The organism is Pseudothauera lacus, assembly GCF_003034845.1.
Classification (GTDB): Bacteria; Pseudomonadota; Gammaproteobacteria; order Burkholderiales; family Rhodocyclaceae; genus Pseudothauera; species Pseudothauera lacus.
This window is the reverse complement of the sequence record NZ_PZKC01000002.1, coordinates 248,217-274,687: the sequence shown is the minus strand read 5'-3', so window position 1 is coordinate 274,687 and position 26,471 is coordinate 248,217. Positions and strand designations below refer to the sequence as shown.

28 protein-coding genes are annotated in these 26,471 nt (G+C 66.8%); 10 read left to right on the top strand and 18 right to left on the bottom strand.

The genetic code is table 11. The features are described from left to right. Positions 1-30 precede the first annotated feature (30 nt). From C8261_RS03255 to C8261_RS03215, 9 genes are all read left to right on the top strand, one after another. Complete coding sequence (locus tag C8261_RS03255; RefSeq protein ID WP_107492227.1) at positions 31-2,661, top strand: diguanylate cyclase; 2,631 nt, start codon at positions 31-33, stop codon at positions 2,659-2,661. 69 nt (positions 2,662-2,730) lie between these two features. Beyond that, positions 2,731-3,075, top strand: a complete 345-nt coding sequence (locus C8261_RS03250) for a DMT family transporter (RefSeq protein WP_107492226.1) — start codon at positions 2,731-2,733, stop codon at positions 3,073-3,075. Positions 3,076-3,235: 160 nt separating this feature from the next. Continuing rightward, on the top strand, positions 3,236-3,457 hold the full coding sequence (locus C8261_RS03245; protein ID WP_107492225.1) for a hypothetical protein: 222 nt from the start codon (positions 3,236-3,238) through the stop codon (positions 3,455-3,457). A gap of 139 nt (positions 3,458-3,596) precedes the next feature. Beyond that, positions 3,597-4,211, top strand: a complete 615-nt coding sequence (locus tag C8261_RS03240; RefSeq protein WP_146161636.1) for a hypothetical protein — start codon at positions 3,597-3,599, stop codon at positions 4,209-4,211. Between the two features lie 92 nt (positions 4,212-4,303). Continuing rightward, positions 4,304-5,119, top strand: coding sequence for a hypothetical protein (locus tag C8261_RS03235; RefSeq protein WP_107492223.1), 816 nt, complete (start codon positions 4,304-4,306; stop codon positions 5,117-5,119). After that, on the top strand, positions 5,116-5,610 hold the full coding sequence (locus C8261_RS03230; RefSeq protein WP_107492222.1) for a pilin: 495 nt from the start codon (positions 5,116-5,118) through the stop codon (positions 5,608-5,610). The genes C8261_RS03235 and C8261_RS03230 overlap by 4 nt, the downstream gene beginning before the upstream one ends. Before the next feature lie 81 nt (positions 5,611-5,691). Then, on the top strand, positions 5,692-6,243 hold the full coding sequence (locus C8261_RS03225) for a hypothetical protein (protein WP_107492221.1): 552 nt from the start codon (positions 5,692-5,694) through the stop codon (positions 6,241-6,243). A 112-nt stretch (positions 6,244-6,355) separates the two neighbouring features. Next, positions 6,356-6,877, top strand: coding sequence for a DUF3617 domain-containing protein (locus C8261_RS03220; protein ID WP_107492220.1), 522 nt, complete (start codon positions 6,356-6,358; stop codon positions 6,875-6,877). A gap of 247 nt (positions 6,878-7,124) precedes the next feature. Beyond that, entirely contained in the window at positions 7,125-9,005 is a 1,881-nt protein-coding gene (locus C8261_RS03215) for a 3'-5' exonuclease (RefSeq protein WP_107492219.1), read from the top strand. A gap of 390 nt (positions 9,006-9,395) precedes the next feature. On the opposite strand, the gene C8261_RS03210 is transcribed toward C8261_RS03215, so the two are convergent. The 6 genes from C8261_RS03210 to C8261_RS03185 all read right to left on the bottom strand — a co-directional run bounded on the left by C8261_RS03210 (position 9,396) and on the right by C8261_RS03185 (position 16,695). Continuing rightward, the gene (locus C8261_RS03210; RefSeq protein ID WP_107492218.1) at positions 9,396-9,674 is read right to left on the bottom strand and encodes an XRE family transcriptional regulator; all 279 of its coding nucleotides are present in this window, start codon (positions 9,672-9,674) and stop codon (positions 9,396-9,398) included. Then, positions 9,671-10,018, bottom strand: a complete 348-nt coding sequence (locus C8261_RS03205) for a type II toxin-antitoxin system RelE/ParE family toxin (RefSeq protein WP_107492217.1) — start codon at positions 10,016-10,018, stop codon at positions 9,671-9,673. The genes C8261_RS03210 and C8261_RS03205 overlap by 4 nt, the downstream gene beginning before the upstream one ends. A gap of 374 nt (positions 10,019-10,392) precedes the next feature. Beyond that, complete coding sequence (locus C8261_RS03200; protein ID WP_107492216.1) at positions 10,393-12,273, bottom strand: MFS transporter; 1,881 nt, start codon at positions 12,271-12,273, stop codon at positions 10,393-10,395. Continuing rightward, positions 12,270-13,538: an amidohydrolase family protein gene (locus tag C8261_RS03195; protein WP_107492215.1), complete on the bottom strand. Its 1,269-nt coding sequence runs from the start codon at positions 13,536-13,538 to the stop codon at positions 12,270-12,272. Before C8261_RS03195 ends, C8261_RS03200 begins: the two co-directional genes overlap by 4 nt. Next, entirely contained in the window at positions 13,538-15,691 is a 2,154-nt protein-coding gene (gene aas, locus C8261_RS03190) for a bifunctional acyl-ACP--phospholipid O-acyltransferase/long-chain-fatty-acid--ACP ligase (RefSeq protein WP_107492214.1), read from the bottom strand. Before aas ends, C8261_RS03195 begins: the two co-directional genes overlap by 1 nt. Positions 15,692-15,933: 242 nt before the next feature. Continuing rightward, positions 15,934-16,695 (bottom strand): helix-turn-helix domain-containing protein, encoded by a 762-nt coding sequence (locus C8261_RS03185; RefSeq protein WP_107492213.1) that lies wholly within the window; start codon positions 16,693-16,695, stop codon positions 15,934-15,936. A gap of 326 nt (positions 16,696-17,021) precedes the next feature. On the opposite strand from C8261_RS03185, the gene C8261_RS17440 reads away from it, so the two are divergent. Further along, positions 17,022-17,669: a PEP-CTERM sorting domain-containing protein gene (locus C8261_RS17440; RefSeq protein ID WP_219905122.1), complete on the top strand. Its 648-nt coding sequence runs from the start codon at positions 17,022-17,024 to the stop codon at positions 17,667-17,669. A 264-nt stretch (positions 17,670-17,933) separates the two neighbouring features. On the opposite strand, the gene C8261_RS03175 is transcribed toward C8261_RS17440, so the two are convergent. The 12 genes from C8261_RS03175 to C8261_RS03120 all read right to left on the bottom strand — a co-directional run bounded on the left by C8261_RS03175 (position 17,934) and on the right by C8261_RS03120 (position 26,445). Beyond that, positions 17,934-18,581: an AAA family ATPase gene (locus tag C8261_RS03175; protein ID WP_107492212.1), complete on the bottom strand. Its 648-nt coding sequence runs from the start codon at positions 18,579-18,581 to the stop codon at positions 17,934-17,936. Next, positions 18,581-18,931, bottom strand: coding sequence for a type II toxin-antitoxin system prevent-host-death family antitoxin (locus C8261_RS03170; protein WP_107492211.1), 351 nt, complete (start codon positions 18,929-18,931; stop codon positions 18,581-18,583). Before C8261_RS03170 ends, C8261_RS03175 begins: the two co-directional genes overlap by 1 nt. A gap of 280 nt (positions 18,932-19,211) precedes the next feature. After that, positions 19,212-20,159: an ADP-ribosylglycohydrolase family protein gene (locus tag C8261_RS03165; RefSeq protein ID WP_107492210.1), complete on the bottom strand. Its 948-nt coding sequence runs from the start codon at positions 20,157-20,159 to the stop codon at positions 19,212-19,214. 50 nt (positions 20,160-20,209) lie between these two features. Then, on the bottom strand, positions 20,210-20,785 hold the full coding sequence (locus C8261_RS03160) for a nitrogen fixation protein NifQ (RefSeq protein WP_181358828.1): 576 nt from the start codon (positions 20,783-20,785) through the stop codon (positions 20,210-20,212). Between the two features lie 135 nt (positions 20,786-20,920). Further along, on the bottom strand, positions 20,921-21,271 hold the full coding sequence (locus C8261_RS03155) for a 2Fe-2S iron-sulfur cluster-binding protein (protein WP_107492208.1): 351 nt from the start codon (positions 21,269-21,271) through the stop codon (positions 20,921-20,923). Between the two features lie 46 nt (positions 21,272-21,317). After that, complete coding sequence (locus C8261_RS03150; protein WP_107492207.1) at positions 21,318-21,605, bottom strand: 2Fe-2S iron-sulfur cluster-binding protein; 288 nt, start codon at positions 21,603-21,605, stop codon at positions 21,318-21,320. Between the two features lie 12 nt (positions 21,606-21,617). Continuing rightward, positions 21,618-22,907 carry an FprA family A-type flavoprotein gene (locus C8261_RS03145; RefSeq protein ID WP_107492206.1) on the bottom strand — a complete coding sequence of 430 codons (1,290 nt, stop codon included), beginning with the start codon at positions 22,905-22,907 and terminating at the stop codon, positions 21,618-21,620. Continuing rightward, the gene (locus C8261_RS03140) at positions 22,904-23,455 is read right to left on the bottom strand and encodes a thioredoxin domain-containing protein (protein ID WP_107492205.1); all 552 of its coding nucleotides are present in this window, start codon (positions 23,453-23,455) and stop codon (positions 22,904-22,906) included. The genes C8261_RS03145 and C8261_RS03140 overlap by 4 nt, the downstream gene beginning before the upstream one ends. Then, a complete protein-coding gene (locus C8261_RS03135; RefSeq protein ID WP_107492204.1) occupies positions 23,443-23,733 on the bottom strand; it encodes a 4Fe-4S binding protein in 291 nt (96 codons plus the stop codon). The genes C8261_RS03140 and C8261_RS03135 overlap by 13 nt, the downstream gene beginning before the upstream one ends. A gap of 11 nt (positions 23,734-23,744) precedes the next feature. Then, positions 23,745-25,256, bottom strand: coding sequence for a nitrogenase cofactor biosynthesis protein NifB (gene nifB, locus C8261_RS03130; RefSeq protein WP_107492203.1), 1,512 nt, complete (start codon positions 25,254-25,256; stop codon positions 23,745-23,747). A gap of 209 nt (positions 25,257-25,465) precedes the next feature. Then, positions 25,466-25,720, bottom strand: a complete 255-nt coding sequence (locus C8261_RS03125; RefSeq protein WP_181358827.1) for a hypothetical protein — start codon at positions 25,718-25,720, stop codon at positions 25,466-25,468. A gap of 86 nt (positions 25,721-25,806) precedes the next feature. Then, complete coding sequence (locus tag C8261_RS03120; RefSeq protein WP_107492201.1) at positions 25,807-26,445, bottom strand: glutathione S-transferase family protein; 639 nt, start codon at positions 26,443-26,445, stop codon at positions 25,807-25,809. Positions 26,446-26,471: the final 26 nt, after the last annotated feature.

Here is a 26,471-nt window from a genome sequence, read left to right as displayed (position 1 = left end):
ATACGACTACATCCTCCGCACCCCGCTTCCTTGCCGCTCGCAGCCCCTGAATCTCACCCCGCCCACTCCGGCAGCAGCACGCGCAAGGCACTGCTGCAGGTTGCCCTTGCCTGGGTAGCGCTGCTGCTCGGCATGGCGCTGTACTGGGCACTCCTCCACCAGTCCCAGCTCGGCCAGCTCGCCAACGCCGAGGCCCAGACCCGCCTGCGCGCCGCTCAGGCCGCCCATGCACTGGCGCTGCAGACCGGCACCCAGTTCCACAAGCTCGACTACCTCGCCCGCCATCTCGGCGAACACTGGCTGGAACCCGACAGCCACGGCTTCGCGCATGCCATCGCGGTCGCGCGCACGGCCCTGCCCGACGGTGCGCTGGTGCAGGTCGCCATTGCCGACCGCGACGGCCAGATCGTCTATTCCAACCTCGCCACCGAGCCGCCGGCCAATGGCGCGCCGATGCGCATCAGCATTGCCGACCGCGAGCACTTCCGCGCCCACCTCGACGGCGCCCCGCCGCGGCTGTTCATCAGCCAGCCGGTGTTCGGACGCATCTCGCAGCAATGGACGGTGCAGTTCTCCCGCCCGCTGCACGATTCGGGCGATTTCTGCGGCGTCATCGTGCTGTCAATGTCCGCGCACTACCTCTCCGCAGCACTGCGCGACATCTTCCCCGGCAGCGGCGACGTCGCCTTTGTCGTTCGTGACGACGGCGCCTATCTCGCACGCTCGCACCTCCTCGCCCAGGTACTCGGCAGCGCCGTGCCGCCCTCGCGCCCCTTCGTCGTCGATCCCGCCGCGCGCTCCGGCTTCTACGAAGCACGCGCCAGCATCGACGAGACCGAGCGCCACTACGCCTGGCATCGCGTTGCCGACTACCCGGTAGTGGTCAGCCTCGGCCTCGACCGCGAACGCGCCCTCGGCCCGGTGCGCAGCGCCCTGCAGGACGGGCGCCAGCAAAGCCTCATCGGCAGCGCCCTGCTGCTCCTCGCCGCAGGCGCCATCACCTGGTTGTGGCTGGTGCAGGTGCGTCAGGCCGCCGTCCTCTCCACCACCAGCGAGCGCCTCGACCTCGCCCTGCGCGGCGGCAACCTCGGCACCTGGGACTGGGACTGCGTCACCAACGCCTGCCGCTTCAACCAGCGCTGGGCCGACATGCTCGCCTACCGCGACGCCCCGCCGCCCAACCTCGAAACCTGGGTCCGGCACGTCCATCCCGACGACTTCCCGCGCGTGCGCGCCCTCCTGCAGGCCCACATCGACGGCGCCGTTGACCAGTACGAAGCCGAGTACCGCATGCAGCGCTGCGACGGCAGCCAGATCTGGGTACTTGACCGCGGCCGCGCCATGCAGCGCCGTCCCGACGGCAGCGTGCTGCGCATGGTCGGCACCCTCCTCGACGTCAGCGCACGGGTCGCCGAAACCCAACTGCGCCGCGCCCTGCTCGACCAGAGCGCAGCGGCCATCGCCGTGGTCAGCCGCGACCGCAAGGTACTTGAAGTCAACCAGCGCGCCCGCGAGATCTTCCTGCGCCCCGGCGAGGACGCCGCCGCCCTCGACATGCGCCGCCTGCACCTCAGCGACGCCCACTACGGGACCATGCTGCAGCACTACCGCAGCCTCTACGCCAACGGCAGTGTGCGCTTCGAGTACCCCCTGGTAGATGTTCACGGCAGCCAGCGCTGGTTCGATCTCCACGCCGTGCTGCGTGATCCCGACAGCCCCGCCAGCGAGATCGTGTGGACCCTGGTCGACATCTCCGAGAAGCACCACGCAGAGGCCGCCCTCGCCACCGAACGCCTGCGCCTCACCGCCCTCATCGAACGCTTCCCCGGCGGCGTGCTGATGGAAGACGCCAGTGGTGTCGTCGCCATGGCCAACCAGCGCCTGTGCGAGCTGCTCGACCTCCCCGACACCCCGGAAACCCTCGTCGGCCTCGACCACCGCGCCTTCAGCGCGCGTCTCGGCGGCGACAGCCGCAGCACCTGGCTGCAGCTGAGCGCCGACGGCAAGGGCGCCGAAAAACGCCGCAGCGTGGAGATCCGCCACAGCAACGGGCGCGAACTGGAGATCGACTGGCTCACCATCGAACGCAACGGCACCGCGCTCGGCCACGTCTGGCTGCTGCGCGACATCACCGAGCGCAAACAGCACGAAGCCCACCTCGCCACCCTCGCGGCCACCGACGCCCTCACCGGCCTGCCCAACCGGCGCAGCTTCATGGCCGGCCTCGACGCCGTCATCGCCGACAGCCATCACCACCGCGGGCGCAGCAGCGCCCTGCTGATGCTCGACATCGACCACTTCAAGCGCGTCAACGACACCTACGGCCACGCCATCGGCGACTTCGTGCTCCAGCATGTCGCCCAGGTCATCCGCCACGAACTGCGCCACCACGACAGCGCCGGCCGCCTCGGCGGCGAAGAGTTCGCCATCCTGCTGCGCGGCGTCGACGCCGACGGCGCCCTCGCCCTGGCCGAACGCCTGCGCACCACCCTTGCGCAGACCCCGGCGATCAGCAACGCCGGCGCCATCCGCGTGACCACCAGCATCGGCCTCGCGATGCTCGACGGCGACAACGCCGCCCGCCTGCTCCGCCACGCCGACGAAGCCCTCTACGAAGCCAAGGGCCAGGGCCGCAACCGCGTCTGCGTCTGGCCGCTGTGAAACACCGGCAATAGCAGTGCAGGCGCGAGGCGCTAAACTGCCCCGCTTCCACCAGCGAGGACTCCCGTCATGCATCCCCTCCTGCCGGCCTACGGCGTTCTCGGCGCTGCCATCGTCCTGGAGGTGATCGGCACCTCCTTCCTGCACAAGTCCGAACAGTTCACCCGCCTTGCCCCCACCCTCGCCATGGCGGTGTGCTACCTCGGCTCCTTCTACTTCCTCTCCCTCGCCCTGCGCACCATCCCGGTCGGCATCGCCTACGCGATCTGGAGCGGCCTCGGCATCGTCCTCATCTCCACCATCGGCTGGCTCATCTTCCGTCAGACCCTCGACCTCGCCGCCCTCATCGGTCTCGGCTTCATCATCACCGGCGTCATCGTCATCAACGTCTTCTCGAAGTCCATCGGACACTGATCGGCGCATTGCGAGGGCAAGCCTCCTTCATGCAGAATGCGTGGCGCAACTGAGTATCCGGCATACCAACCAGGCATCACCGGCAGTGCCCGCAGCACCTGACTGGACGCCTCGCCAGCCACCCCTCCTCATCTCAAGCGCGGGACCACTGAAGGACCTGATGAACGCTCTGACCATTCTCGGCGTTGGTGTTTTCTTCATCGGCGGCCTCGGCATATTGATCGCCGCATTCAGGACGAACATCTGGTGGGGACTCGGCTGCTTGCTGCTTGCGCCGCTGTCACTGCTCTTCCTGGTGCTCCACTGGGATGCTGCAAAGAACCCCTTCTTGCTGCAACTGGCCGGGTTGGCCCTGCTGCTCTTGGGCAGCAGCGATGGCTGACTGTCCGGGCGAGCGCCAACAGCCCGCGGCGGCCCGCAAACCATCTGACACGGAGTCAATCCTCACAATGCGAATTTGCGCAGGAATCCTCAGCCTTGGACTCGCCCTCTTCCACCCGCCCGCGTCAGCGCAGTGTGCTGTGGACACAAGCACCGCAAGGAATGCCGATGGCTCGGAGATGCTGCTGGCGGTCGGGCACTGTGACGGCGACAGCACGCGGACCATTTCCGTGCACTACCGTGGCAGCGCCCTGGAGCCATACCGGCGCGTGCTGGAGATCGGCCAGGACACCGCTGAGGCCCCGCTGGGCGGCGCTGCACTGCTCGACGTGGACGGCGACGGGGAGCACGAGATGGAGTTGCGCGGGATGTGCGGAGCGGGTCCGAACTGCGAAGGTTCGATATACCGGCTCAACCGGGACCGGGCAGACATGTTCCTGTTCTTCTCCGGCGGCTACGCCCGACTCGCCTACATCGACGGCCATCTTGTCGAGTCCGGACGCTCAAGCTGCTGTTCATGGGAGCATCATGTCTTCCGCCCGCACTCCGCTTTCGAGCCCGTAGAGGAGTCGGAGATGGAGTACCGCGTCATTGTCGGGATGTCGATACGTGCTGACGCCGATGACGATACCACCTGCACATTCCTGGACCGCCAGGGGCGCATCGTCCTTCCGCAGAGTCAGGATCTCCTGCAGCTATGCGAGATCTACGGTGCCGACTACGTCCTTGCCCAGCCCGATGCGCTGCCCCGCTAGGCCGGCAAGCCTGCGTCGACGCCGCGCGGGCGAGCACGCTCCGCGGGCATATGCTATACAGCTGAACCGTCACCACTGCCAGGACCCGTCAGATGACCTGGGACCGCTTCCATTTCGCCTGCCGCCGCCAGTTGCGCGCCCCGCAGGCCGACTTCGCCGACACCCTGCGCTACTTCCGTTCCGATCAGGACGCCGACCTGATCGGTCCGCCGCCGTCGCCCAAGGCGCTGCCCGAGCGGATCATGGCGCGCCTCGCGGCCTTGCCGGATGAACAGCGCAACCGTGCCATCGCACTCTATGCGCAGATGGATTTCACCGGCGCCGCGCCCCTGCCGCGCAAGGTGCTGCGCTCGGTCGCCTACCTGATCATCCTGAGCCTGGTCTTCGGGGGGATGACTTCGGTGTACGCGCTGTACGTGATGCCCAGCATCGCTCCCCTGTTTACCGACCTTGGCGCCACGCCACCGGGATACGGCGCCTTCGGCCTGCCCACGCTGCCGCTGTTGCTGACGGTGGCGATTGCGCCCATTGCCGGTCTCACCCTCTACACCCTGCACCGCTGCTGCACACTCGACCTCTCCGATCCCGGCAGCGGGCTGATCCGGGTGCTGCCGCCGTTCATCCGGCGGCGCTACGCCAATATCGTCCATCTCGCCACCTACCCGGTCAGCCTCAGCCCTGCGGACAACCCGCTGGCGAGCCGCCTGGATGCGCTCGCGGGCGAGGGTATCGACCTCGCCGACGAACTCCCGCGCATGATCCAGCACCAGTGGACCGGCTTTGCCCAGGGCGCCCAGCGCTACCTCAACGTACTGCTCGCCGCTGCCGCCGTGATCATCCTGCTGACCATCTCCTTCTATGTCAGCAGCGCCTATGCCCCGCTCTTCATCATGGAGTCCCTGGTATGAACCGCTCCGCAGGCTTCACCCTGATCGAACTGATGGTCGTCGTCTCCATCATCGGCATCCTCGCCTCCATCGCCCTGCCCAACTATCAGCAGTACATGCGCCGCGCCGAGGTCGTCGAAGCCCTCTCCCTGGGCGAGGAGGCCCGCGCCCGGGTCACCCACTACCAGCGCGAACAACTCGCCTTTCCGGCGGACAACCTGCAGGCCGGGTTGCCGCGGCCGGAGCAGCTGATCGGCAACCGGGTGACCGGCATCGCCGTCGAGGGCGGGGCGGTGCATGTCACCCTCGGCAACAAGGTTCCCGTCCCCCTGCAGGGCAAGATCCTCAGCTTCCGCCCGGCTACGGTGGACGGCAGCCCGAGCAGCCCCATTTCCTGGCTGTGCGGCTACGACGAGCCGGTCAGCGGCATGTCCGCGGTCGGTGACAACAAGACCGACGTTCCAGCCGAGTTCCTCCCCAGCAGCTGCCGCGCACACAGCCGCCCGGGCTGAGGCGCGCTCCGGCCCGGGGAACGACCCGGAGCGCGCTGGCATGATCCCTGCGACACCCGGGCATCTCCCGAGGCCGCCATCATGCAGATCAGTGCCCTGTCCAGCCTTTACGTTCCGCCGTCCAAGCCCGCCGCGAGCCACGCCAGCACAGGGAACGAGACTGTTCAGGACGCCTCTGCCCCCGCCACCGCGCCCATCGAGTTGCCGCCGCTGCGCCTGCTGCAGGGGGCGGAATTGCCGCGCGCGACGGCGGAATTTGCCGCCGAGGCAGGCAGACAGTTCCGCGCCGCGGGCATCGCCATCCCGCCGGAGCCGGTGCTGGGCATGGATCGCATGGGCAAGGTGGTGGTCGCCAACGAACACCCCGACAAGGCGCGCATCGAGCAGTTGTTCCAGGACACACCGGCCTTGCGCGACCGCTTTGCCGAACTGTCCGCCGCGCATCAGTTGCAGCGTGCGGTGACGGGTTACGACGAGTTCGTCGGTGCTTACGAGCGCCTGCAGGGCAACCCGGCGGCGCAGGCGGCCCTGGTGCGTGAGCGCATCGCCCATAACAACGCGCAGTTCTTCATGCGCATGGACGGCGACGGCGGCGAGCCGTTCTTTGCCGGCCTGGGGCGAATTTCGGCCTGACCGGGGACACGGGGCCTTGCATGGATGGCGGCAGTGTCCATACCATGACCCCACATCGACCCCGCTGCCCGCACCTGCGGCACGGCGGCTCCCCCATCACTGGAGAGATCCCATGAAGGCTCCTGCGCTGCTGCTCGGCATTTCCCTGCTTGCCCTCCCGCCTCTGGCCACGGCTCAGGAGGTCGACCCCGGCCTGTGGGAATTCAAGTCGAAGATGAACATGCCGGGCATGGGCGACATGGCGGCGCAGATGGCTGAGATGCAGCGCCAGCTCGACAGCCTGCCGCCGGAGGCGCGGGCGATGCTGCAGGAGCAGATGGCAGCGATGGGGATGGGGCTTGGCCCCGGCGGCGCCATCCGGGTGTGCATCACCCCCGAGGACGCCAGATCCGAGGCCGTGCTTTCCGGCCAGACCGAGGGCGACTGTACCTATAGCGACGTAGTGAGCACCGCAACCACGATCAAGGGCCGCATCAGCTGCACCGAACCGCGCGCCCAGGGCAGCTTCGAAACCCGTCTGCAAGGGCGCCGTGCGTTTACCTCGAAGATGACGATGAGCTCTGCCGAAGGCCAGATCAGCGGCGAGACCGAGGCACGCTGGGTGGCTGCCGATTGCGGCGCACTGCGGCGCTGAGCGGCCTGCGGCTACCTCGACATCCGCGCCAAGCGCATCCGCTACCTCGGCCCGCAAGTCACCCCGGCCACCCGCGACGACCTGCACACCCGCATGACCCTGCTCGGCCGGGGCTGGGATCTGCCGCGTCTGCGCGACGAGACCGGCGTGGACAGCGGCGCCGTCGCATGAACCTGGTTTTTGGCATACCATGCGGTCATGCCGCGCAAGGCCCCACCGCCCGCACCCACCATGCCGACAGCCTGACATGGCGAAGATCATCCCCAGCCTCAACCGCCACACCCTGGCCCGCATGACGTCGGGTGAGAAACGGCTTGCCGAGGCATTGGGGAAGTTGCTGGAGGACGACTACCTCGTCTGGTACGACATCCCGGTCGGCAAGCATCGCCGCTACCCCGACTTCATCATCCTGCATCCCGCGCGCGGCCTGCTGTTCCTGGAAGTGAAGGACTGGAAGCCGACCACCCTCAAGCGCATCACCAAGAGCGAAGTCACGCTGCACACCGAGCGCGGCCAGGTCATCGAGGTCCACCCGCTGGAGCAGGCCCGCCAGTACGCCTACGCAGTCATCGAGCGCCTGTCGCGCGACCCGCAGCTCTGCCATCAGTCCGGCCCCTACCAGGGCAAGCTGGTCATGCCCTACGGCTGGGGCGTGGTGCTCACCAACATCGGCCGCGAACAGTTCGCCGCCGCCATGCCGGATGAGGGCCGCGAAATCCTGCTGCCCGACCACCTGACCCTCTACAAGGGCGAGTTCAGCGCCAGCACGGACGCAGAGGAATTCCAGCAGCGGCTGTGGAACATGTTCAACTACCGCTTCGGCCAGCCGCTGAGCCTGCCGCAGATCGACCGCATCCGCTGGCACCTCTTCCCGGAACTGCGCATCGACGCGCCGGAACAGACCGAGCTCTTCGCCGACCCGCTGCAAACGGACACCAAGGCGGAAGACCCCCTGCCCGACGTCATCCGCATCATGGACATCCAGCAGGAACAGCTCGCGCGCAGCCTGGGCGAAGGGCATCGCGTGATCCACGGCGTGGCCGGCTCCGGCAAGACCATGATCCTGGGCTACCGCTGCCTGTATCTGGCGCAAACCCTGCAGAAACCCATCCTGGTGCTGTGCTTCAACATCACCCTGGCCGCCCGCCTGCGCGCCTTCATCTCGGCCAAGGGCATCGGTGCGCAGGTGCAGGTCTATCACTTCCACGACTGGTGCAGCCAGCAACTCAAGACCTACAACGTCGAACCCCAACCCGGCGACGCGCCGCTCTTCGAGCGCCAGGTGGAAACCGTCATCCACGCCGCCGACCGCGGCCTCATCCCGCGCGCGCAGTACGGCGCCGTGCTCATCGACGAAGGCCACGACATGCAGGCAGACTGGCTCAAGCTGGTCGTGCAGATGGTCGATCCGGAAACCAACGCCCTGCTGCTGCTCTACGACGACGCCCAGTCCATCTACAAGAAAAAGGCCGGCCTGGGCTTCACCCTGTCGAGCGTCGGCATCCAGGCCCAGGGCCGCACCACCATCCTGCGCCTCAACTACCGCAACACCCGCGAGATCCTCGCCTTCGCCTACAGCTTCGCCCGCCAGTACCTGAACCCGCAGGCCACCGACGAAGACCACATCCCCCTGGTCGAACCCGAAGCCGCCGGCATCAGCGGCCCGCCCCCGGTGGTCAAGCAACTCGGCTCCTTCGACGAAGAGCTCGAATACACCGTCGCCTGCATCCGCAAGTGGCGCGCGAACAAGGTGTCCATGAAGGACATCGCCGTCCTCTACGCCACCAACGCCCAGGGCGCCAAACTCAGCCGCCGCCTGCAGAAGGAAGGCATCCCCCACCAGTGGCTCGGCACCCGGCAGCACAAGATGAGCTACGACAGCGAAGCCGACAGCATGGCGCTGATGACCATCCACAGCAGCAAGGGGCTGGAATTCGAGCGCGTGGTGATGATAGGCATCGGGCAGATGGACGACAGCGAGGAGGAGCGCGCGCAGTCTGCACGGATCATCTACGTGGGCATGACGCGGGCGCGGAAGTATCTGGTGATGGCTAGTTCTGGGGAGAACGCGTTTGTTGGACAGATCATCAGCCAGCGCGCAGTGCACAGCTCACAGGTCGGTTGCTAGACGGTCAAAGAACATGGCGCTCGCCCACCTTCGATGCAGCGTAGACCGACTGCCTTCGGCCAAGAGCTGCCACTCGACTTTGCCGACTGAATATCAGGAACAGCCTGATTGCTGCCTGCTGACAAACAGATATCCCGTGGCGGGTTCGCTTTGAAAGCTACCAGATAGTCAAGCCGAGAGCCTCGGCCTGAACGGCAGCTCAGCTTCGCCGACTTAGCGACAGCAGTGCGGTAGCCATTTGGCCACTCAGTGCCTGTCTGGCCAAATGGCGGCGTCTCTCGTCAGACCGTCATCCAGATTGTGGCTTGTCACTCGCTCCACCCGGATCTTGCGAATGTCACAGACACAGGGCTTGGCTTGGACAGAGTACACCGTCCAAAGGACCGCGTGTCAGGCCAACTCGATGCGGAGGTTTTTGCCAAGCGCCTTCGCCGCACTGGAGAGCGTTGTCAGCGTCAAGCTGGTGTCAGCCTCATCGAGCAGACGATTGAGTGCGGCCCGGCTCGTGTGCATCTTTGCGGCTAGAGCGGTCTTGGTCAGATGCTGCGCTTTCATTTCCTGCGCGATCTGCCAGGCCACAACACGCTTGATAGCCACAGCAGTGGTTTCCTCAAGCACGGCTTCTTCAGCCAGGAAGTCATCAAAACTACTGCCAATGTGGGTGTTCATGCGCTACTCCTGAGTTGTTGCAAACGACGCTTGCCCACTTCCAGTTCATCGGCTGGTGTGGCCTGTGATTTCTTGATGAAGGCATGAAGCAACATCATCGTGTGCCCGACCACAGTAAACAGCACCCGTGCAATCCTGTCCGCGAGATGAATTCGGACTTCCCATAGATCCTTTGCCAGTTTGCGCACCAATGGCATTCCGAGCGGCCAGCCGAACTGCACCGTCTTGATGTCTTCGCCAATCTTGCGGCGCTCGGAGGCAGGTAGCGCTTTCAGCCAATCTCGTACAGGCTCGTTACCACTTTCTGTGGCGAAAAAACGCACGTCCAGGATCGGGGTCTTCATGATTTGAACTGTACCGTTATTGGTACGTTAGAGCAAACTACCTTGGCGCCACCGGAGACGACTTCGGTATTGAGGCGCCACGCCACCTTCGCATGCTGCTCGCTAATCGGCAAAACCTGGCCGTCAACTCGGGCCGATTCGCGGGTATGACGTGGGCGGTTCGTATGACCGTTTGAACACATTAAGCCATCGATCAGCGCTCCACCAATTCATGCTGTCAAACGGCTTCAACCGCTGCACTGCCGACGTTGGCTGAAAAAACCTGAGCGGCTCTTTAGGGTCGGCAGCGGCAACTCAACTGCAACGCCTGGGGCAGGGCTTGCTTCTCTCATGGCAAGCGGTATTTGCTTGCCGGGCTTCCCCAGTCGCCCTGCTCAGCGCCGCTCGCCACGCAGCGCGGCGACCTGTTCCTGCAGCCCTTCGGGCGTCACCGCTGCGGGGGGCACCGGCGCCGCGGCGACCAGTTCGATGCGGTTGAAGGCGCCGCGACGGAAGGGGCGGCTCATCGCCGGGCCGTCCTTGCGGCTGAAGAAGCTGCCCCACAGGCCGCGCAGCGCCAGCGGCACCACGGGTACCGGGGTGCGCTCGACGATCCGCGCGATGCCGGGACGGAAGGGGTAGAGCTCGCCGCTGTCGGTGATCCGCCCTTCCGGGAAGATGCCGACCAGCTCGCCGGCTTCCAGGGCGCGCGCGACCTCGTCGAAGGCGCGCTCCATCATTGCCGGGTCTTCCTTTGCCGAGGCGATGGGAATCGCCCGGCTGGTGCGGAACACGAAGGACAGGATGGGCCAGCGGAAGATGCGGTGGTCCATGACGAAGCGCACCGGGCGGCGCGAGGCGGCCATGATGATCAGCGCATCGACGAAGCTGACGTGGTTGGCGACGATCACCGCGCCGCCTTCCTCCGGCACATGCTCCATGCCTTGCACACGCAGGCGGTACACGGTGTGCACCAGCAGCCAGACGATGAAGCGCAGCAGGAACTCCGGCACCAGGGTGTAGATGTAGATCGCCACCACGGCGTTGAGCAGCGCGGTGATCAGGAAGAGCTGCTGGACGCTGGCACCGGCGGCGAGCAGCCCGGCACCCATGGCCGCGGCCACCACCATGAAGGCGGCGTTGAGGATGTTGTTGGCGGCGATGATGCGCGAGCGGTGCGAGGGCGCGGAGCGGCTCTGCACCAGGGCGTACAGCGGCACGATGTAGAAGCCGCCGCACAGCGCGATCATCACCAGATCGAAGAGGATGCGCCAGGTCACCGGCTCGGCCAGCAGTTCGGAAAGCGGGCGCATCGCCGCACCGGCCTCCAGCGCGCTGCTCGCCCACCACAGATCGAGGCCGAAGACGGTGAGGCCGATGGAGCCGAAGGGCACCAGGCCGATCTCCACATGCTTGCCGGAGAGGCGCTCGCACAGCAGCGAGCCGATCGCGATGCCCACCGAGAACACCGCCAGCAGCAGGGTCACCGCCTTCTCGTCGCCGCCCAGCACCTCGGAGGCGAAGCCGGGGAACTGCGACAGGAACACCGCGCCGTAGAACCAGAACCACGAGATGCCGAGGATGGAGAGGAACACCGTGCGGTTCTCGCGCGCGAAACCGACCATCTGCCAGGTCTGGACGAACGGATTCCAGGCGACCTTCATCGCCGGATCGGCGGCGGCCACCGGCGGGATCGAACGGCTGGCGAGATAGCCCAGCAGCGCGGTGGCCACCACTCCGGCCGACACCCACACGCTGCCGGCCGGCACCACGATCAACAGGCCACCGACGAGGGTACCGAGGAGGATGGCGACGAAGGTGCCCGACTCCACCAGCGCGTTGCCGCCCACCAGTTCGGTCTCGTCCAGCACCTGGGGGAGAATGGCGTACTTCACCGGGCCGAAGATGGCCGACTGGGTGCCCATCAGGAACAGGGTGGCGAGCATCAGCTTGACCGAGGAGAGCGCAAAGGCCACCGTGGCCAGCACCATGATGGCGATTTCCAGCAGCTTGGTGAAACGGATCAGCCGGCTCTTCTCGAACTTGTCGGCAAACTGCCCGGCGGTGGCGGAGAAGAGGAAGAAGGGCAGGATGAACAGCCCCGCGGCGATGTTCACCAGCACGCCGGGCGACAAGTCCGTAAGCCGCGCGGCCTGGAAGGTGACCAGCACCACCAGCGCGTTCTTGTAGAAGTTGTCGTTGAAGGCGCCGAGGAACTGGGTCAGGAAGAAGGGCAGGAAGCGGCGTTCCTGCAGCAGTTTGAACTGGGAGCTCATGCGGTCGTCCGGTCGAAGAAGCGGCGGGTCTCGAACACGGTCGCCGGCAGGCGGCGGCCGTTGCTCGTCAGGTGGCGTTTGAGCACGAAGGTAAACAGCAGCGGATTATGCGCGCGGATGGCCTCCAGCACCGCCACCGCCGATTCGTCCAGCATCTGCGCGCGCGCCAGCGCGGCCGGCGAGATCAGCGGCAGGATGCCGGGCAGCGGGTAGTCGGTGCCGTAGAGCAGGCGCGGATGCCAGTCGCTGCGCTCGATCACGGTGCGCAGCACGTCCAGGCGGCGGTTGCGCAGGATGATGGCGGAAATGTCGCCAAAGAGCAGCTTCTTGTGCCTTTCTTCGCCCATCATGCGGTCGAACAGGGTGAAGCTGGGCACCCGCGGACCGGCCTCGCCCTGATCGGTGTCAACGTCTTCGCCGATGGTCGCGCAATGCGCCATCACCACCCGCACGCCCTGGTCGAGCGCGCGCCGCAGGCGCAGCGGGTTGCCCCACTCGGGCCGCCCGGCGCCGTGCATCGCGCGCTCCTCGCCGACATGGGTGATCAGCGGCAGGTCGAGTTCGGCCAGCTTGCGGTAGTAGCGCTCGCAGGCCGGGGTGTCGGGGTCGATGCCCTGCGCCGGCGGCAGCCACTTCACCGCCCGCGCGCCCTCGGCGGCGGCCTGCGCCAGCGCGTCGAGCGCGTCGGCACGCCAGGGGTGGATGGAGCACACCCACTCGAAGCGTTCGGGCGCCGCACGCGCCACATCGCGAGCATAGGCATCCGGCACGTATAGCGCGCTGTGCTCGGGCAGGGGCGTACCATCCTCCGCATGGGCGCGGTCAAAGGCGAACAGCATGGTCTTGTAGCCCGGCGCCATGCCCGCGCTGAGGTTGTGCAGGCGCTCCACATAGCTGTCATCGACCCGCCCCGGCGCCTCGTGCACACAACCGGCGTTGAGGTAGAACAGACGCTGCAGGTACTGCAGCGGATTGAGCGGGCTGAGCATCTCCGGCGACATCTCGATGCCATGCCCGCCATCGCCGGTGCCGGCCAGATGGGCATGGCAATCCCACACCAGGGCCGGGTCCAGCTCCGCCCACGCGGCGGCCACCAGCGGGTGATGCGCCAGCTCGTCGGGCAGATCGGACAGGCAGGGATTGAAGAGCCTGGGCTGGGCGAACAGCATCGCCGCACTGCCGCCCGCCACCAGAGTGCCGGCGGCCAGCCCGGCACGCAGCCAGCGGCGGCGGGCGGGGGAGAAATTGCCGGCACGGATGTTCATCAGGCAGCCTCCGCACGTTGCTTGAGCGTGACATGGTCGATCTTGCCGGTGCCGAGCAGCGGCAGCGCATCCAGACGTACGATGATCCTTGGCACTGCAAGTTCTGGCGCACCGGCGGATTGCACTGCAGCCAACAAGGCGTCGCGGCTCAGGGCGCCATCGGTGGTGAACAGCACCAGTGCCTCACCCTTGGCCGCATCCGCGCGGCTGCTGGCGGCATGCTGGCCGGCCGGCGACGCCGCCGCGGCGATCTTCTCCACCACCTCCAGGCTGACCATCTCGCCGGCAATCTTGGCGAAACGCTTCACCCGCCCGACGATGCGCACGAAGCCGTCGTCGTCGATCTCCACCACGTCGCCGGTTTCGTACCAGCCTTCGCCCATGCCGGAGACCGGCGCCTGCAGCACGCCCGGCTGATCGACCTTGAGATAGCCGCTCATCAGGTTGGGGCCACTCACGTGCAGCATGCCGCAGTGCCCGCCCTTGTCATCGATGCCCGGCACCGCCTCCAGGCGGGCGTGCAGACCGGGCAGCACCTGGCCGACGGTGCCGCGGCGGAAGGCCATCGGAGTGTTCACCGCAATCACCGGAGCAGTTTCGGTGGCGCCGTAGCCTTCGAAGATGCGGATGCCGAACTTGTCGAACCACAGCTCGCGCACCGGCTCGGCGAGCTTCTCGGCCCCGGCGATGACGTAGCGCAGGCGGTGGAAGTCGTAGGGGTGGGCGTGTTTGGCGTAGTTGCCGAGGAAGGTCGAGGTGCCGAACAGCACGGTGCAGCCGCGGTCGTAGGCCAGCTCCGGGATCACCCGGTAGTGCAGCGGGCTGGGGTAGAGGAAGACGTTGGCGCCGCACAGTACCGGCAGCAGACCGCCGGCGGTGAGGCCGAAGGAGTGGAACAGCGGCAGCGCATTGAGCACCTTGTCATCGACGGAGAAATCCACCACCGCGCGGATCTGCGCAATGTTGGCGAGCAGCGCACGGTGCGAGAGCACCACGCCCTTGGGCTTGCCCTCGGAGCCGGAGGTGAACAGGATCACCGCCGGGTCTTCGGCGTGGCCGATGTGGGTGGCCGCCCGCGGGAAGCGCGCCGCCCACAGCACCAGCCACAGCTTGTCGGCCAGCGTCATGGCTGCGCGAAGGTCTTCCAGGTAGAGCAGTTCGACACCCTCCAGCGCGGCGAGCTTGCCCGCCAGCTTGGCCTGTTCGACGAAGGCACGCGAAGTCAGCACGGTACGGATCTGCGCCGCGGTGCACGCGGCCTGCAGGCCATCGACGCCGGCGGTGTAGTTGAGCATCGCCGGCACCCGGCGCTGCGCGCTGAGGCCGAACACCAGCGCCAGCGTCGGCGCCAGATTGGGCAACATCACGCCGACGTTCTCCCCCACCCGGGTGTGGCGCGACACCAGGCGGCCGAGGCCGAGCGCCATGCGCAGCAGCTCACCGTAGGAATACTCCTGCTGCTTGAGGTCCTCCACCAGGCGGCGCTGGGTGCCGTGGATGGCGGCGGCGTCGAGCAGGGCCTCGAACAGGGTCTGCTGCGGGCGGGTGGCAAAGATCATTTCCTGCATCACCCGGCGCATCGCCTCCCCCGCCTTGCGGCGGCGCTCACGCGCGGTAGGCGCAGCGGGCATGGCGATGTGCGTGGTGGGCTGGATGAAGAGGCTGATCTGCGGCAGCAGATGGCGCGGATAGCGCCCGCCGAGGCGCGAGAAGTAGGTACGCGCGGCGCCATCGATGCGCACCGGCAGCAGCGTCGCCCCGGTGCGCGCGGCGACGAAGGCCGGACCGTCGTAGGTCTTCATCAGGCTGCCGGTGGTGGTGATGCGCCCTTCCGGGAAGATCACCACCGGGCGGCCGGATTCGATCAGGCGCACGACGCGCTTCATCGCCATCGGGCTGGTGGGGTCGACCGCGAGGTGGTCAACCAGCATCAGCACCAGACGGAACCAGAAGTTCTTCACCACCGTGGTATGCACGACGAACACCGGATTGAGCGGCAGGAAGAGGCCCAGCAGCAGGCCGTCGAGAAAGGACTCGTGGTTGGCGATGACCAGCAGTCGCCCGGTGGGCGCCGGCATGCGGCCTTCGAGGCGCACGCGGAAGAGCACGCGGGCGACGCCGCGCAGGAGGGATTTGATGAGGGTGCGGAACATATGGGGCTCCGGGTCAGATTCGTAGGTATTCGTAAGAAGTTCGACTTCGATTCAGACAGGCAAGGCCCGCCCCCTCCCCTTCAAGGGGGCGGAGGCGGGGTTTCGCAGAGCACTGCTCTGCGCCGCCGGAGCGGCGGAGCGAAGCGGAGACTCCCGGGCTGGGGTGGGGATGGGTCCATCTCAGCGCTGAACCGAAACCCATCCCCCTCCTAACCTCCCCCTTGAAGGGGGAGGAACCCGCCCTAAGACGCATCCGGCCACGCCACTTCCTCACGTTTCATGTCCCGAAACGCCGCCATCAGCCACGACCGCATGGCGATCACCAGCGTGTAGGGCCGCCGCTGTGTGGCAGGCAGCTTCTGATCCACGATGTGCTGGCGCGCAAAATCTTCCCCCACCCGCGCCAGCCGCTCGCGAAAGCTGTTCGCCAGCCCGGCACCGATCTGCCCGTGTACTACGGTGAGCATCTCCGCCTCACCGTCGAAGCCGCCGGCGAAGTAGTCATCCAGCACCTCCGTGCGGAAGTAGCTCATCACCGGTCCGTTTGCGCGCCAGCGGAAACCCTTGGCCACGCGCAGGCGGTAGCGGTTGAGCGGGCGCAGTTCGATGATGCCGAGTCGGTCCAGGCGCAGCAGATGGCCGGTGCATTCGGCCGCATCCATGCGGTAGGTGGCGACGATCTGTTCCGCGCTCCACTGGCTCATGCAGCAGATCGCCACCAGCAGCAGGCGGCGGTCGGCCACCACCGCCTGCTCCTGCTCCAGCGTCAGCTCGGCGAGCAGCGGCTGGCGGTCGGCAACGCGGCGGGCGAGGTCGACGAAATCCAGCCCGAGCACGCGGCAGATTTCATCGACGCGCGACAGCGGCATGTCGCCATCGCGGGCGAACATGCGCTTCACGGAGGATTCGGCAAGGCCAATGCGGCCGGCCAGTTCGGCGTAGGTAATGCGGGCGTCGCGCAATTCGGACTTGAGAACGGCAACGAGATCGGCGGATGTGCTCATGATGGCGGGGCTGCGTATTGAAGATGCATGCAGGATATTGCATCCATAACTTATTTACAGCCGATTATGCGTGAGTATCGTCAGACGGTACCCCCTGTCGCTCGGCTCGCGACGCACCTGCCGAGGTGCGTCGGGCGACCTGCCTTCACAGCTTGACGGCAGCGCCGTCCGTCACCGCGGCGGGCCCGTTCGATAAATGCAAATTGCAAGGCGCCCCCTAATCAGACAAGATAATGCCTCAGGCATTGTGCAGCACAAGCTGGTCTTCAGATCCCTGCAAGCCTGCCTTCACATTTCAACGTCAACCACAACACGCGGAAGAATCGATGAAAGCAAAGAACTGGCTGACCGCCGCCACCGTCGCCCTGAGTTGCGCTGCCGCGCCTGTCAGCGCCATGGCCTCCGATGTTTACGTCATCTACTCCAATCCCGCCCCAGGCGACTGGGACGTCGTCGCCTCAGGCTACCCACACCATGCTGTGACCGAACTGGGTGATGGCTACCAGTCCAACTGGGTCCATCCATACTACGAGCCATTCTGGAGCAACTACGCCACCACGCCCCTGGGTACTGACTTCTACCACGCGGACACGATCGTCTGGTCAGCCGACGGCAGCCACTTTGATCTTCTCAGCGCCACAATGGTTGAGTTCAACCCTTGGGGGGAGACCACCGAACCAGTCTGGGACAACTTCGCTACTGCCACTGGCTATCGCGGCAACATCGCTGTTTACTTCCTTGAGTTTTCGGTGCAGTTCGGCGTGCCCGTCACCGTAGATCTCGATTTCCTGGGCGTCGACACGGTCGTCTTCAATTCAGGTGGATACACTGACGGCACCTACCTGCAGGCCTACAACTTCAGCGGCGTGGATGTGATTCCCGCGGTACCCGAACCCGGCACCTACGCGATGATGCTCGCCGGCCTCGGCGTACTGGGCGCGGTGGCGCGCCGGCGCAAGGCGGCAATGGCCTGAGACCGGCCTCTTCCTGAACGGGGCCGTGCGTTCCAACCGCAGCGCACTGCCCCGCCGCCTTGCAGCAACTGAGGATCAGCTCTCAGCGCTGGCGATATCCCGCATTGGCCATGCCTGACGCCTATCCATCCCGCCGGACGCGAAGCCTTGGCATGACAGAACCCTCAAACCGCTTCATGCGCTTGAGGTCAGGCTGTCGGCCTCGCCCATGCATTGATGACACAGTTGTCGATTTCCTAAGATCTTCCAGTCACCACCAGCTGGTCATGTCGGCTCGTCTAAGTGACTCATCAAGAACGCGGCCTCAAGCAGCGGTTTCGCCCACTCCGGCGTAGCACGCAGATCACCCGGTGTACTCGGCCACAGGATGCGTCCCTCGCCCATCTCCAGCACCCGGACGGGATCGGGGATGGTGCCGTCGGCAGCGGCGTCCGCACTGTTGTCGAAGACGCACAGGCCGGCAAGGTGGGGCATCAGCGCGATCAGGTTGGCGCGCGAGGTGTTCCAGCGTTCCCGGATACGGGCTTCTGCAATGTCGTGACCGCCTGCAGCAACGCGCGCCCTGACCCGGGCGAGATGCAGTTCGGGCGAACTCAGACCGCAGTACCAGACGATCAGGTCATGGGTTGCGGCCGCTGCCCGCAGGCGTGCGGGAACGGTGTTGCCGCCGAGGGTGGTCTCGAAAGCGTATGCCTGCCCACGGGCCAGGGCTTCGTCGAGGCGGCGCATGCCCTCCTGCCAGGCATCCGCATTGGCCTGGGTCTGTGGGCAGTTCGTCGCAGCGCGCAATTCGCGGGCGTACTGGTCGGGGTTGAACCAGTTCAGACCGGCCTGCGCCAGCAGGTAGCCGCCGACCGAGCTCTTGCCGGCACCGTTGACGCCGGCCAGCACGAAGACGACCGGACGCGCCATCAGCAGTCGCTGCCGGCCTTGAGCTTGCCTTGCAGTTTGGCGGGGCTGCGGATCAGCGCACGCAGCCGGTCGCTGGCATCGTCGGTATGCAGGGCGCTGAGGCGTTCGTCGAAGCGTCGGCGCAGCACTTCCAGCGCCTGGGCATCGTCGGGTGTCGTCTGTGCGTTGGCCAGCGCGGTGTACTCGGCGATCGACAGGATCACCGCTTCAGGTTCGTTGTGGTTGGTGACGACGATCTTGCCCTTGCTGCCCACCGCCTTCATTACGCCGCGCCAGCCGAGGCGCTTGACGTCCGAAGCCGGGGTGCGGGACAGGCTGTCGATCGCATCCGTTTTGTGGGCTTGAGTCATGTACGCAGCTCCGCGAGAGGATTGGGGGAAATATACCCAAATTTCCCCTTTCTTGCCAGATTCCGCCACGACAGGCCCAAAGAAGAGGTGACGGCGGAACGACGCAGTTCCCGGGCGACCCGCAAGGGAGGAAGGGTTGCGGCTATTATTAACCCGGCAACGAAATACCCTATTCCGTTCGCCCTGAGCCCTTCGGCTACGCTCAGGAGAGCCTTGTCGAAGGGCGTTCGTGCCGACTGGGCTTCGACAGGCTCAGCCCGAACGGTATTTGATTGCCGGGTTAATAGCCGGACGCCTCGTGCAACGCATTTGCGATGCAATATGGCGCCAGTTCGATCAGCCCGCAGGCCAGCCGCACCGCTTCCCGCCGTACTTCCACCTTCACCGCCCGCCGCCAGTCGACCGGCAGGCCGGACTCCCCCACCAGTGCGCCCATCACCATGCCGGCGATGGCGCCGGTGGTGTCGGCGTCGCCGCCGCGGTTGACGACGTCGGTGAGCACCGCGGCGAAGCCGTCGTTGTCATCGATGGCCTGCATGACTGCGCACATCGTGTCGACGATGTAGCCGGTGGGGTTGTCACAGCGTTTGCCCCGGAAGGCGAAGTCGGGATGTTCGTCGGCCAGGGCGTGGGCGATGTTGAGTACGCCGCCAAGGCCGCGGCCGGCGAGTGCGGCGTGCACCATGCGCACCAGGGCGACGGTGGCGGCGTCGGTGAGGGGGTTGTGGTGGGTGACACGGGCCTGGGTGAGCGCCGCGCTGGCGATGTCCTCGTCCGCGCAACCGAAGGTGGCCAGCGCGACGGCCGCGCAGCGCATGGCGCCGCCGTTGCCGGCATCACTGGAAAGCGGAGCCTCGACGCTGCCGTGCAGACGCCAGCGGATGATGCCGCGGCGCACGGTGTTGCCGATATCCACCGGCTTGGCGCGCATCCAGGCGTCGAAGGCGGCGGCGCACTGTGCTGCGCTCGGAGCGCCGGCAGCGCCGAGCCAGGCCTGGGCGAGGGCGAAAGTCATGGTGGTGTCGTCGGTCACCTCGCCGGCGGGCAGGCGCAGCCAGCCACCGCCGCGGATGCGGTCGTGCACCCCGTACTGGGCGACGATCTCGCGCGGGGTCATGAACTCGACGGTAGCACCCAGCGCATCGCCGATGGCCAGACCGAGCATGGCGCCGCAGGCGCGGTCGAGGACGCGCGCAGGGTCTGGCGGCAGGCCGTCGTCGGCGCTCATCAGGCGCTCCCGAGGTCGGCCGGCGCGGACCCGGCGCAGCGGTTGCTCACTCAGACCTCGGGGCCGAAGCAGAGCTTGAAGTCGCTGCAGGCCTCGCAGCTGGGCGAGCTGCAGACGTAGATGCCGTCACGCTGGCAGAGCTCGCGATAGAGAAACTTCTTCCACTTCATGTCGCGGTCGTTGGCACGCGCGAGGGCGGGAAAGCCGAGCGCGAAGAGCTGCGAGAGCTCACGCCGCGATGGCAGGCCGAGGTCCTGCCAGAGGTGCTCGGCGCCCATGCAGCCGGTGGCGACGATCAGCGCCAGATCGCCGGCACCGGGAACGGCGGGGTCGGCCTCGGCGGCGAGGAAGCGCAGCAGGTCGTCGAACTCCGGAAACAGTTCCGGGCGCGGCGCCAGGTCGGCACTGGGGCGCCAGGTGAGGCCGGGGAAGTGGCGGGCCATGAGTGCGGCAAAGCGCTCCGCACCAAGGCCGAGGTCGGCGGGAAGCATGCCTTCGCCCAGCGTCCAGCCGGCGACCAGATGAGCAAGCAATTCGTCACTGGGAGTGCCGGCGGCATGCGCCATGAGATGCGCGTGCAGGGCCACGCGGGCCGGAGACGGGCGGTGGGTGAGTGGTGCAAGCATGGCGGTGACTCCCATGACGTTCCAGTTGCGGCTGCGCCGTCGCGGATGCCTGCCTCCCGGCAGGCGCCCTGGCTGCATCCGGACTGCGGCAGAACGCCGGGCCGTCCGGATGCAGCGCGACGCAATGCGGGTGAATCAGTATTCGACCAGCAGGTCTTCGTCGCGCAGGATGAGCTGACAGGCCAGCCGCCAGGGGGTGTGCACGACGTCGTCGACGCGCATGGCTTCGATCTGCTCGGCGCTGATCTTCTTGTGCTCCTTGAGGACGAGAACTTCCTTGTCGGTCAGCGGGCCGGCCATGGCGCCCTTCTTCGACAGCACGGTGACCTTGACCATGCAGGTGGCGCATTCGCCGTCCTCACAGGAGAAATCGATCGGGATATGGTTGTCCTTGGCGATCTTGAGGATGGTCTGGGTGTGCGAACCGGCCACGGCATAGACGGTCTTGTCCTTGTGGATCGGGCTGGAGAATGTGACGTTGGGCATTGCGAGCTCCGCAGATGGATGGATGGATGAAAAAGTGCGTTCCGGCTCAGCCGGGGCGCACCACGACGTGCCCGCCAAGCACCTGCGCCTGACAGGCCAGACGATTCGAGGCGCCGGCATAGATGTCCTTCAGCACCTGGTCTTCGAGCACCGAGGGGGCGGCGAGGTGTTCGCTGCCGGAGACGATCTTCATCATGCAGGTGCCGCATTCGCCTTCGCGGCAGCCGTAGGTGAGACCGGCGCCGACCTTTTCCGAGACCTCGATGAGGCGGGTGCCGGCGGGCACGGTGACGGTGACGCCGATGTCTTCGAAGGTGACCTGGGCCTTGGGCATGGTGGATTCCTCTTACGCAACGAGCGCGCCAGGCGCAGTGAAGTCGATGTGACGGGGGGCGGCGCGGCCGACCAGGTGTTCGGCCAGTTCGCGGCCCAGGGTGGTGCAGGCGGCCAGTTCCTCGTCGGTGGGGATGAGCTTGACCTTCACGCCGGGGCGCGGCACGCGCAGCTTGAGCCCGCGCAGGCGGTCCTCGATGAGGCCGACGGCCTCGCCGCTCCAGCCGTAGGAACCGAAGGCGGCGCCGAACTTGCCCTTGACCTTGACCAGGGTGAGCGAGGAGAGCAGCTCCCACACCGGCTTGACGGCGTCGCCGTTGATGGTGGGTGAGCCGAACACTAGGCCGTCGGCCTCTTCGATGAGGTCGACGAAGGGCGCGGCATCCCCCCCGGCGAGGTCGTACAGCGACACCCGCACGCCGTCCACGCCTTCGGCGCCGTCACGCACCGCCTGGGCCATGCGCGCGGTGTTGCCGTAGGCGCTGATGTAGAACACCAGCAGGGTCTTCTCGCGTTCGCCGGCCTCGTTGGCCAGTTGCGGGGTGGCGAGCTGACGGTAGCGGCGCACATAGCTCAGCGGCGCATCGCGCAGCACCGGGCCGTGGGCCGGGGCGACAAGGCGGATGGGCAGCGGCTCGATCTGGTCGAGGGCGGAGAGCACATGCTCGCGGAAGGGCCGCATGATGTGCTGGTAGTAGTAATCGAAGGAGAAGCGGAAGTCGCCGACGCGGTCGTTGAACAGGCGTGCATCGCAGAAGTGGCAGCCGAACACGTCGCCGGAGAACAGCAGGCCGTCTTCCTCCACCCAGGTGCATTGGGTGTCCGGCCAGTGCAGATAGGGGGTGTACAGGAAGCGCAGGCTGCGCCCGCCGAGATCCACCCGGGTGTCCTCATCCACGACCACCAGGCGGGATTCATCCACGCCGTCCTTGACGATGCCCTTGAGCATCTTGAGCGCCGCGGCGGACAGATAGACCCGCGCCTGCGGTGCGGCGAGCAGCAGCTCGGGCAGCGCGCCGGTGTGATCCGGTTCGAGGTGGTTGAGGACGATGGCGCGGATCTCGTCCGGCCGGCAGCACGCCCACAAGCGGGCGAAAAAGTCGGCGGCGAACTCGGCCTTGACGGTGTCGATGACCGCCACGCCGGCGCTGCCGCGCACCGCATAGGCGTTGTAGCTGGTGCCGTTGGCGGTGCGCAGGATGATGTCGAACTGGCGCAGGTCGGGGTCGAGCGCACCCACCCAGTGCACATCGGCGGCGATGGCAACGGGCTGGCCGGGCACGACCGCGACCGGGGCGCTCATCCCGGCGCCTTATCGGATTCCGTTCGGGCTGAGCCTGTCGAAGCCCGTTCGGAACCAATGCCCTTCGACAAGCTCAGGGCGAACGGTGTCGCGTGCTCGGCTGCCGGATGAGTAGCCGCCACTGCAGCGGGCGGCGGGCAGGAGGCCGTATGGGCATGTTCGCCATGACTGCAGCCTTGCGGCACCTCGGCGTCGGTCAGCACCACGCCGCGCAGCGCCAGCCAGCCGGGGTCGAAGCCGGCGCGGCGCAGGCCGCCGACCTCGATCAGCGGGCGGCGGATCAGCAGCGGCTCTTCCACCATGCGCAGCAGTGCCGCCTCAGGGCTGAAGGCACCCGGCACCACGGCGCCGGACTTCACCGCCGGGGCGGCCGGGTTGAACCACTGCGCCACCGGCAGCGCGCCGAAGAAGCCGGCCAGGCGCTCCGGCGTCCACACCTCGCTGAGCAGATCGCGCACCGTCACCGTGCAGCCGGCCGCTTCCAGCAGGCGGATCTGGCGGGTGTTGGTGGCGCAGCCGGGCTTCCACCAGAAGGTCACATGCGACATTCGCCTTCTCGCGCGAGATCCAGCAAGTGCAGCGGGATGCCGGTGAGCGAGCCGGGCGGATTCAGCGGCTCGCCGTACTCGTCGATGATCGCCCCTTCGATCGGGCAGATTTCGGCGCACTGCGGCAGGTCGTGGTCGCCCAGGCACTCGGTACACTTGTCCGGGTTGATGAAGAACACCGGACGGCCACGCTCCAGCGGGGCACTGATGGCCTTGTTGGGGCACAGCGGTTCGCAGGCGTAGCAGCCCACGCAGAGGTCGTTGATGACGAGGCTCATGGCGGGGCTCCTCAGGCTGCGGCGCGGGCGCCGGCGGTGACAGGGGCGGCGGCAAGCTTGCCGGCAGCGGCCAGCTCGTCGTACACCGCGCGCAGGGCTTCGTCGATCGGCTCCATGGCGTGTTCACCATTGGGCTGGATGCCGGCCTTCTCCAGATCACCCCAGGGTTCGAAGCCGATCTTGCTGGCGAGCAGCACTTCGACGCCTTCGAGCGAGCGGATGATGCCGGCGAGCACGGTTTCGCCGTCGCCACAGGAGGTGTCGCCCATGCAGTAGGGCGTGCACTTGCGGTGGCCGAGGAAGCGCGCCGACTGCGGGCCGACTTCATACACCAGGAACTCGTGGGCGTGGCCGAAGTGCTCGTTGATCACTCCGCCACCCTTGGTGGCAACGGCGATGCGCACGTTGCGCAACGCCGGCGCGGCGGCTTCGATGGCGACCAGCTCGGGCTGGAAGCGCGGCGCGGCGCGCAACTGGCGCTTCATCTCCAGCTCGGCGCTGATCTGCTCATGAACCTTGGCACGCTCGACCATCGCCGTGGCGTAGTCGACCTCCATGGTGTCGATCTTGTCGAGGGTGAATTCGTCGCCGCGGTCCTCGCCCAGCATGCCGACCGCGTCGGCACGGCACTGGCGGCAGTGGCGCATCATCGACATGTCGCCGGCACAGGCGTCCTGCAGGGCTTCCAGCTCCAGCGCGGTGGGTTCGCGCTGGCCCATGATGCCGTAGTAGGTGCCGTGCTCGGCCTCGGCGATCAGCGGCATGACGTTGTGCAGGAAGGCGCCCTTGGCCTTGACGATCTTCGACACCTCCTGGAGGTGCTGGTCGTTCACGCCGGGGATCATCACCGAGTTGACCTTCACCAGGATGCCGCGCGCGGTGAGCATCTCGAGGCCCTTCTGCTGCTGCTCGATGAGGATGCGCGCACCTTCCACGCCACGGATGCGGCGGTTGTTCCAGAAGATCCACGGATAGATCTGCGCGCCGATCTCGGGATCGACGCAGTTGATGGTGATGGTGACGTGGTCGATGTTGTGCTTGGCGAGTTCATCGACGCAGTCCGGCAACGACAGGCCGTTGGTGGACACGCACAGCTTGATGTCCGGGGCCTGCTCCGAGAGCATGCGGAAGGTCTCGAAGGTGCGCTCCGGGTTGGCCAGGGGGTCCCCGGGGCCGGCAATGCCCAGCACGCTCATCTGCGGGATGGCGGCAGCCACCGCGAGCGTCTTCTTCACCGCCTGCGTGGGCGTCATCAACTCCGACACCACCCCCGGGCGCGACTCGTTGGAACAGTCGTACTTGCGGTTGCAGTAGTTGCACTGGATGTTGCAGGCCGGCGCCACCGCCACGTGCATGCGGGCAAAGTGGTGGTGGGCCTCCTCCGAATAACAGGGATGGTCCTGCACCTTGGCGCGGATGTGGTCGGGCAGATGCGCGAGCGCATCCGGCGCGCTGCCACAGCCACTGGAACTACAGCCGCTGGCGGCGGCGGGCGCGGCGTTGCTGATGACCGGGAGTTCCATCGTGCTTCCCCTTGCGTGCTCTGATGCTTCAGCATCGCAAGGGGCATGCCAGCCCGCTCAGTGCTTCAAGTCATTGAATCCACAGCATCCAGGGCACACACGGAGGGGGCATTGTCGGATATGTCACAGTGCCCGGCGAGGCCTGTGTGGCACTCGCAACAAGCGCTCCGCAGGGTCAGAGGGTACGGCGCGGAGGCACCCATACCGGCTCAGCCCCCGGCCAGGCGCATCTCCACGAAGGCCACCGCCAGCCACACCAGGCTGCCGATCTGGCTGACCAGCTTGGGCGAAACCTTGAAGTTCTTCTCGAAGTGCGCCACCGGCAGCAACTGCGCGCCGAGCAACAGCGCGGCAACGATGGCGGAAACGTTCCAGCCGGCGAGGGCAACGACGACATACTGCACCAGATGCAGCACGATGAAGGCAATACGGACCAGCGTGGGCGACATTGCGGGCGGTTCCATCTGCAGTTGCGACGGACGGCATTTTGACATGGTTCAGTGCCGGACCGCGGTCCCCATGCTCCTGCCGCCGCCCGCGCAGAGCTGCCTCAAGTCTGCGTGCGCACGGTACCGGAGCCATGCGCTGCGGCGCGAAAGGCGGGCAGGCTTTCGGCCTGGGCGGAAAGCGCCCCCAACGCCGGATAGTCCGCCGCCGGCACCGCATCGGGCACCATGTCCTGGATGAAATACCACGCTACCGCACTGGCGACGTCGCCACGGCTCAGCCTGTCCTCCGCCACGGTCACCGGCTGCGCCGCATAGGCCGCCTCCAGCCCGGCGCAGGCGGCGCGCAACTGACCGCTGACGCGTTCCACCCACGGCGCATGCACCTTCTCGGCCGGACGCAACTGGCGCTCATAGACGATCTGCACGCTCTTCTCGCAGGCCGCCAGGGCCAGTCCGACCCGCTGCAGATCGCGCTGCAGGCCCGCGCCGTCGGCGGGCACCAGGCTGCGCCGGCGGGTGGGGAAACTCTCGGCGTACTCAAGGATCAGCGAGGAATCCATCAGCACCATGCCGTCATCGCAGATCAGCGAAGGCGCCTTGACGGTCGGATTGATGCGGCGGAACTCGTCAAAATGGCGGAACACCGATACCGGACGGTGTTCGAAGGGCAGACCAAGGAGCTGGAGCGATACCGCCACACGGCGGACATAGGGCGAATCGAGCATGCCGATGAGCTGCACGGGGGCCTCCTGAGGTGGGTTGTCCG

What these genes read in the sequence shown, in the direction of transcription:
- C8261_RS03250 (WP_107492226.1), top strand. Translation starts at nt 2,731, where the DNA reads ATGCATCCCCTCCTGCCGGCCTACGGCGTTCTCGGCGCTGCCATCGTC.
- C8261_RS03245 (WP_107492225.1), top strand. Translation starts at nt 3,236, where the DNA reads ATGAACGCTCTGACCATTCTCGGCGTTGGTGTTTTCTTCATCGGCGGC.
- C8261_RS03235 (WP_107492223.1), top strand. Translation starts at nt 4,304, where the DNA reads ATGACCTGGGACCGCTTCCATTTCGCCTGCCGCCGCCAGTTGCGCGCC.
- C8261_RS03230 (WP_107492222.1), top strand. Translation starts at nt 5,116, where the DNA reads ATGAACCGCTCCGCAGGCTTCACCCTGATCGAACTGATGGTCGTCGTC.
- C8261_RS03225 (WP_107492221.1), top strand. Translation starts at nt 5,692, where the DNA reads ATGCAGATCAGTGCCCTGTCCAGCCTTTACGTTCCGCCGTCCAAGCCC.
- C8261_RS03220 (WP_107492220.1), top strand. Translation starts at nt 6,356, where the DNA reads ATGAAGGCTCCTGCGCTGCTGCTCGGCATTTCCCTGCTTGCCCTCCCG.
- C8261_RS03215 (WP_107492219.1), top strand. Translation starts at nt 7,125, where the DNA reads ATGGCGAAGATCATCCCCAGCCTCAACCGCCACACCCTGGCCCGCATG.
- C8261_RS03210 (WP_107492218.1), bottom strand. Translation starts at nt 9,674, where the DNA reads ATGAACACCCACATTGGCAGTAGTTTTGATGACTTCCTGGCTGAAGAA.
- C8261_RS03205 (WP_107492217.1), bottom strand. Translation starts at nt 10,018, where the DNA reads ATGAAGACCCCGATCCTGGACGTGCGTTTTTTCGCCACAGAAAGTGGT.
- C8261_RS03200 (WP_107492216.1), bottom strand. Translation starts at nt 12,273, where the DNA reads ATGAGCTCCCAGTTCAAACTGCTGCAGGAACGCCGCTTCCTGCCCTTC.
- C8261_RS03195 (WP_107492215.1), bottom strand. Translation starts at nt 13,538, where the DNA reads ATGAACATCCGTGCCGGCAATTTCTCCCCCGCCCGCCGCCGCTGGCTG.
- aas (WP_107492214.1), bottom strand. Translation starts at nt 15,691, where the DNA reads ATGTTCCGCACCCTCATCAAATCCCTCCTGCGCGGCGTCGCCCGCGTG.
- C8261_RS03185 (WP_107492213.1), bottom strand. Translation starts at nt 16,695, where the DNA reads ATGAGCACATCCGCCGATCTCGTTGCCGTTCTCAAGTCCGAATTGCGC.
- C8261_RS17440 (WP_219905122.1), top strand. Translation starts at nt 17,022, where the DNA reads ATGAAAGCAAAGAACTGGCTGACCGCCGCCACCGTCGCCCTGAGTTGC.
- C8261_RS03175 (WP_107492212.1), bottom strand. Translation starts at nt 18,581, where the DNA reads ATGGCGCGTCCGGTCGTCTTCGTGCTGGCCGGCGTCAACGGTGCCGGC.
- C8261_RS03170 (WP_107492211.1), bottom strand. Translation starts at nt 18,931, where the DNA reads ATGACTCAAGCCCACAAAACGGATGCGATCGACAGCCTGTCCCGCACC.
- C8261_RS03165 (WP_107492210.1), bottom strand. Translation starts at nt 20,159, where the DNA reads ATGAGCGCCGACGACGGCCTGCCGCCAGACCCTGCGCGCGTCCTCGAC.
- C8261_RS03160 (WP_181358828.1), bottom strand. Translation starts at nt 20,785, where the DNA reads ATGCTTGCACCACTCACCCACCGCCCGTCTCCGGCCCGCGTGGCCCTG.
- C8261_RS03155 (WP_107492208.1), bottom strand. Translation starts at nt 21,271, where the DNA reads ATGCCCAACGTCACATTCTCCAGCCCGATCCACAAGGACAAGACCGTC.
- C8261_RS03150 (WP_107492207.1), bottom strand. Translation starts at nt 21,605, where the DNA reads ATGCCCAAGGCCCAGGTCACCTTCGAAGACATCGGCGTCACCGTCACC.
- C8261_RS03145 (WP_107492206.1), bottom strand. Translation starts at nt 22,907, where the DNA reads ATGAGCGCCCCGGTCGCGGTCGTGCCCGGCCAGCCCGTTGCCATCGCC.
- C8261_RS03140 (WP_107492205.1), bottom strand. Translation starts at nt 23,455, where the DNA reads ATGTCGCATGTGACCTTCTGGTGGAAGCCCGGCTGCGCCACCAACACC.
- C8261_RS03135 (WP_107492204.1), bottom strand. Translation starts at nt 23,733, where the DNA reads ATGAGCCTCGTCATCAACGACCTCTGCGTGGGCTGCTACGCCTGCGAA.
- nifB (WP_107492203.1), bottom strand. Translation starts at nt 25,256, where the DNA reads ATGGAACTCCCGGTCATCAGCAACGCCGCGCCCGCCGCCGCCAGCGGC.
- C8261_RS03125 (WP_181358827.1), bottom strand. Translation starts at nt 25,720, where the DNA reads ATGGAACCGCCCGCAATGTCGCCCACGCTGGTCCGTATTGCCTTCATC.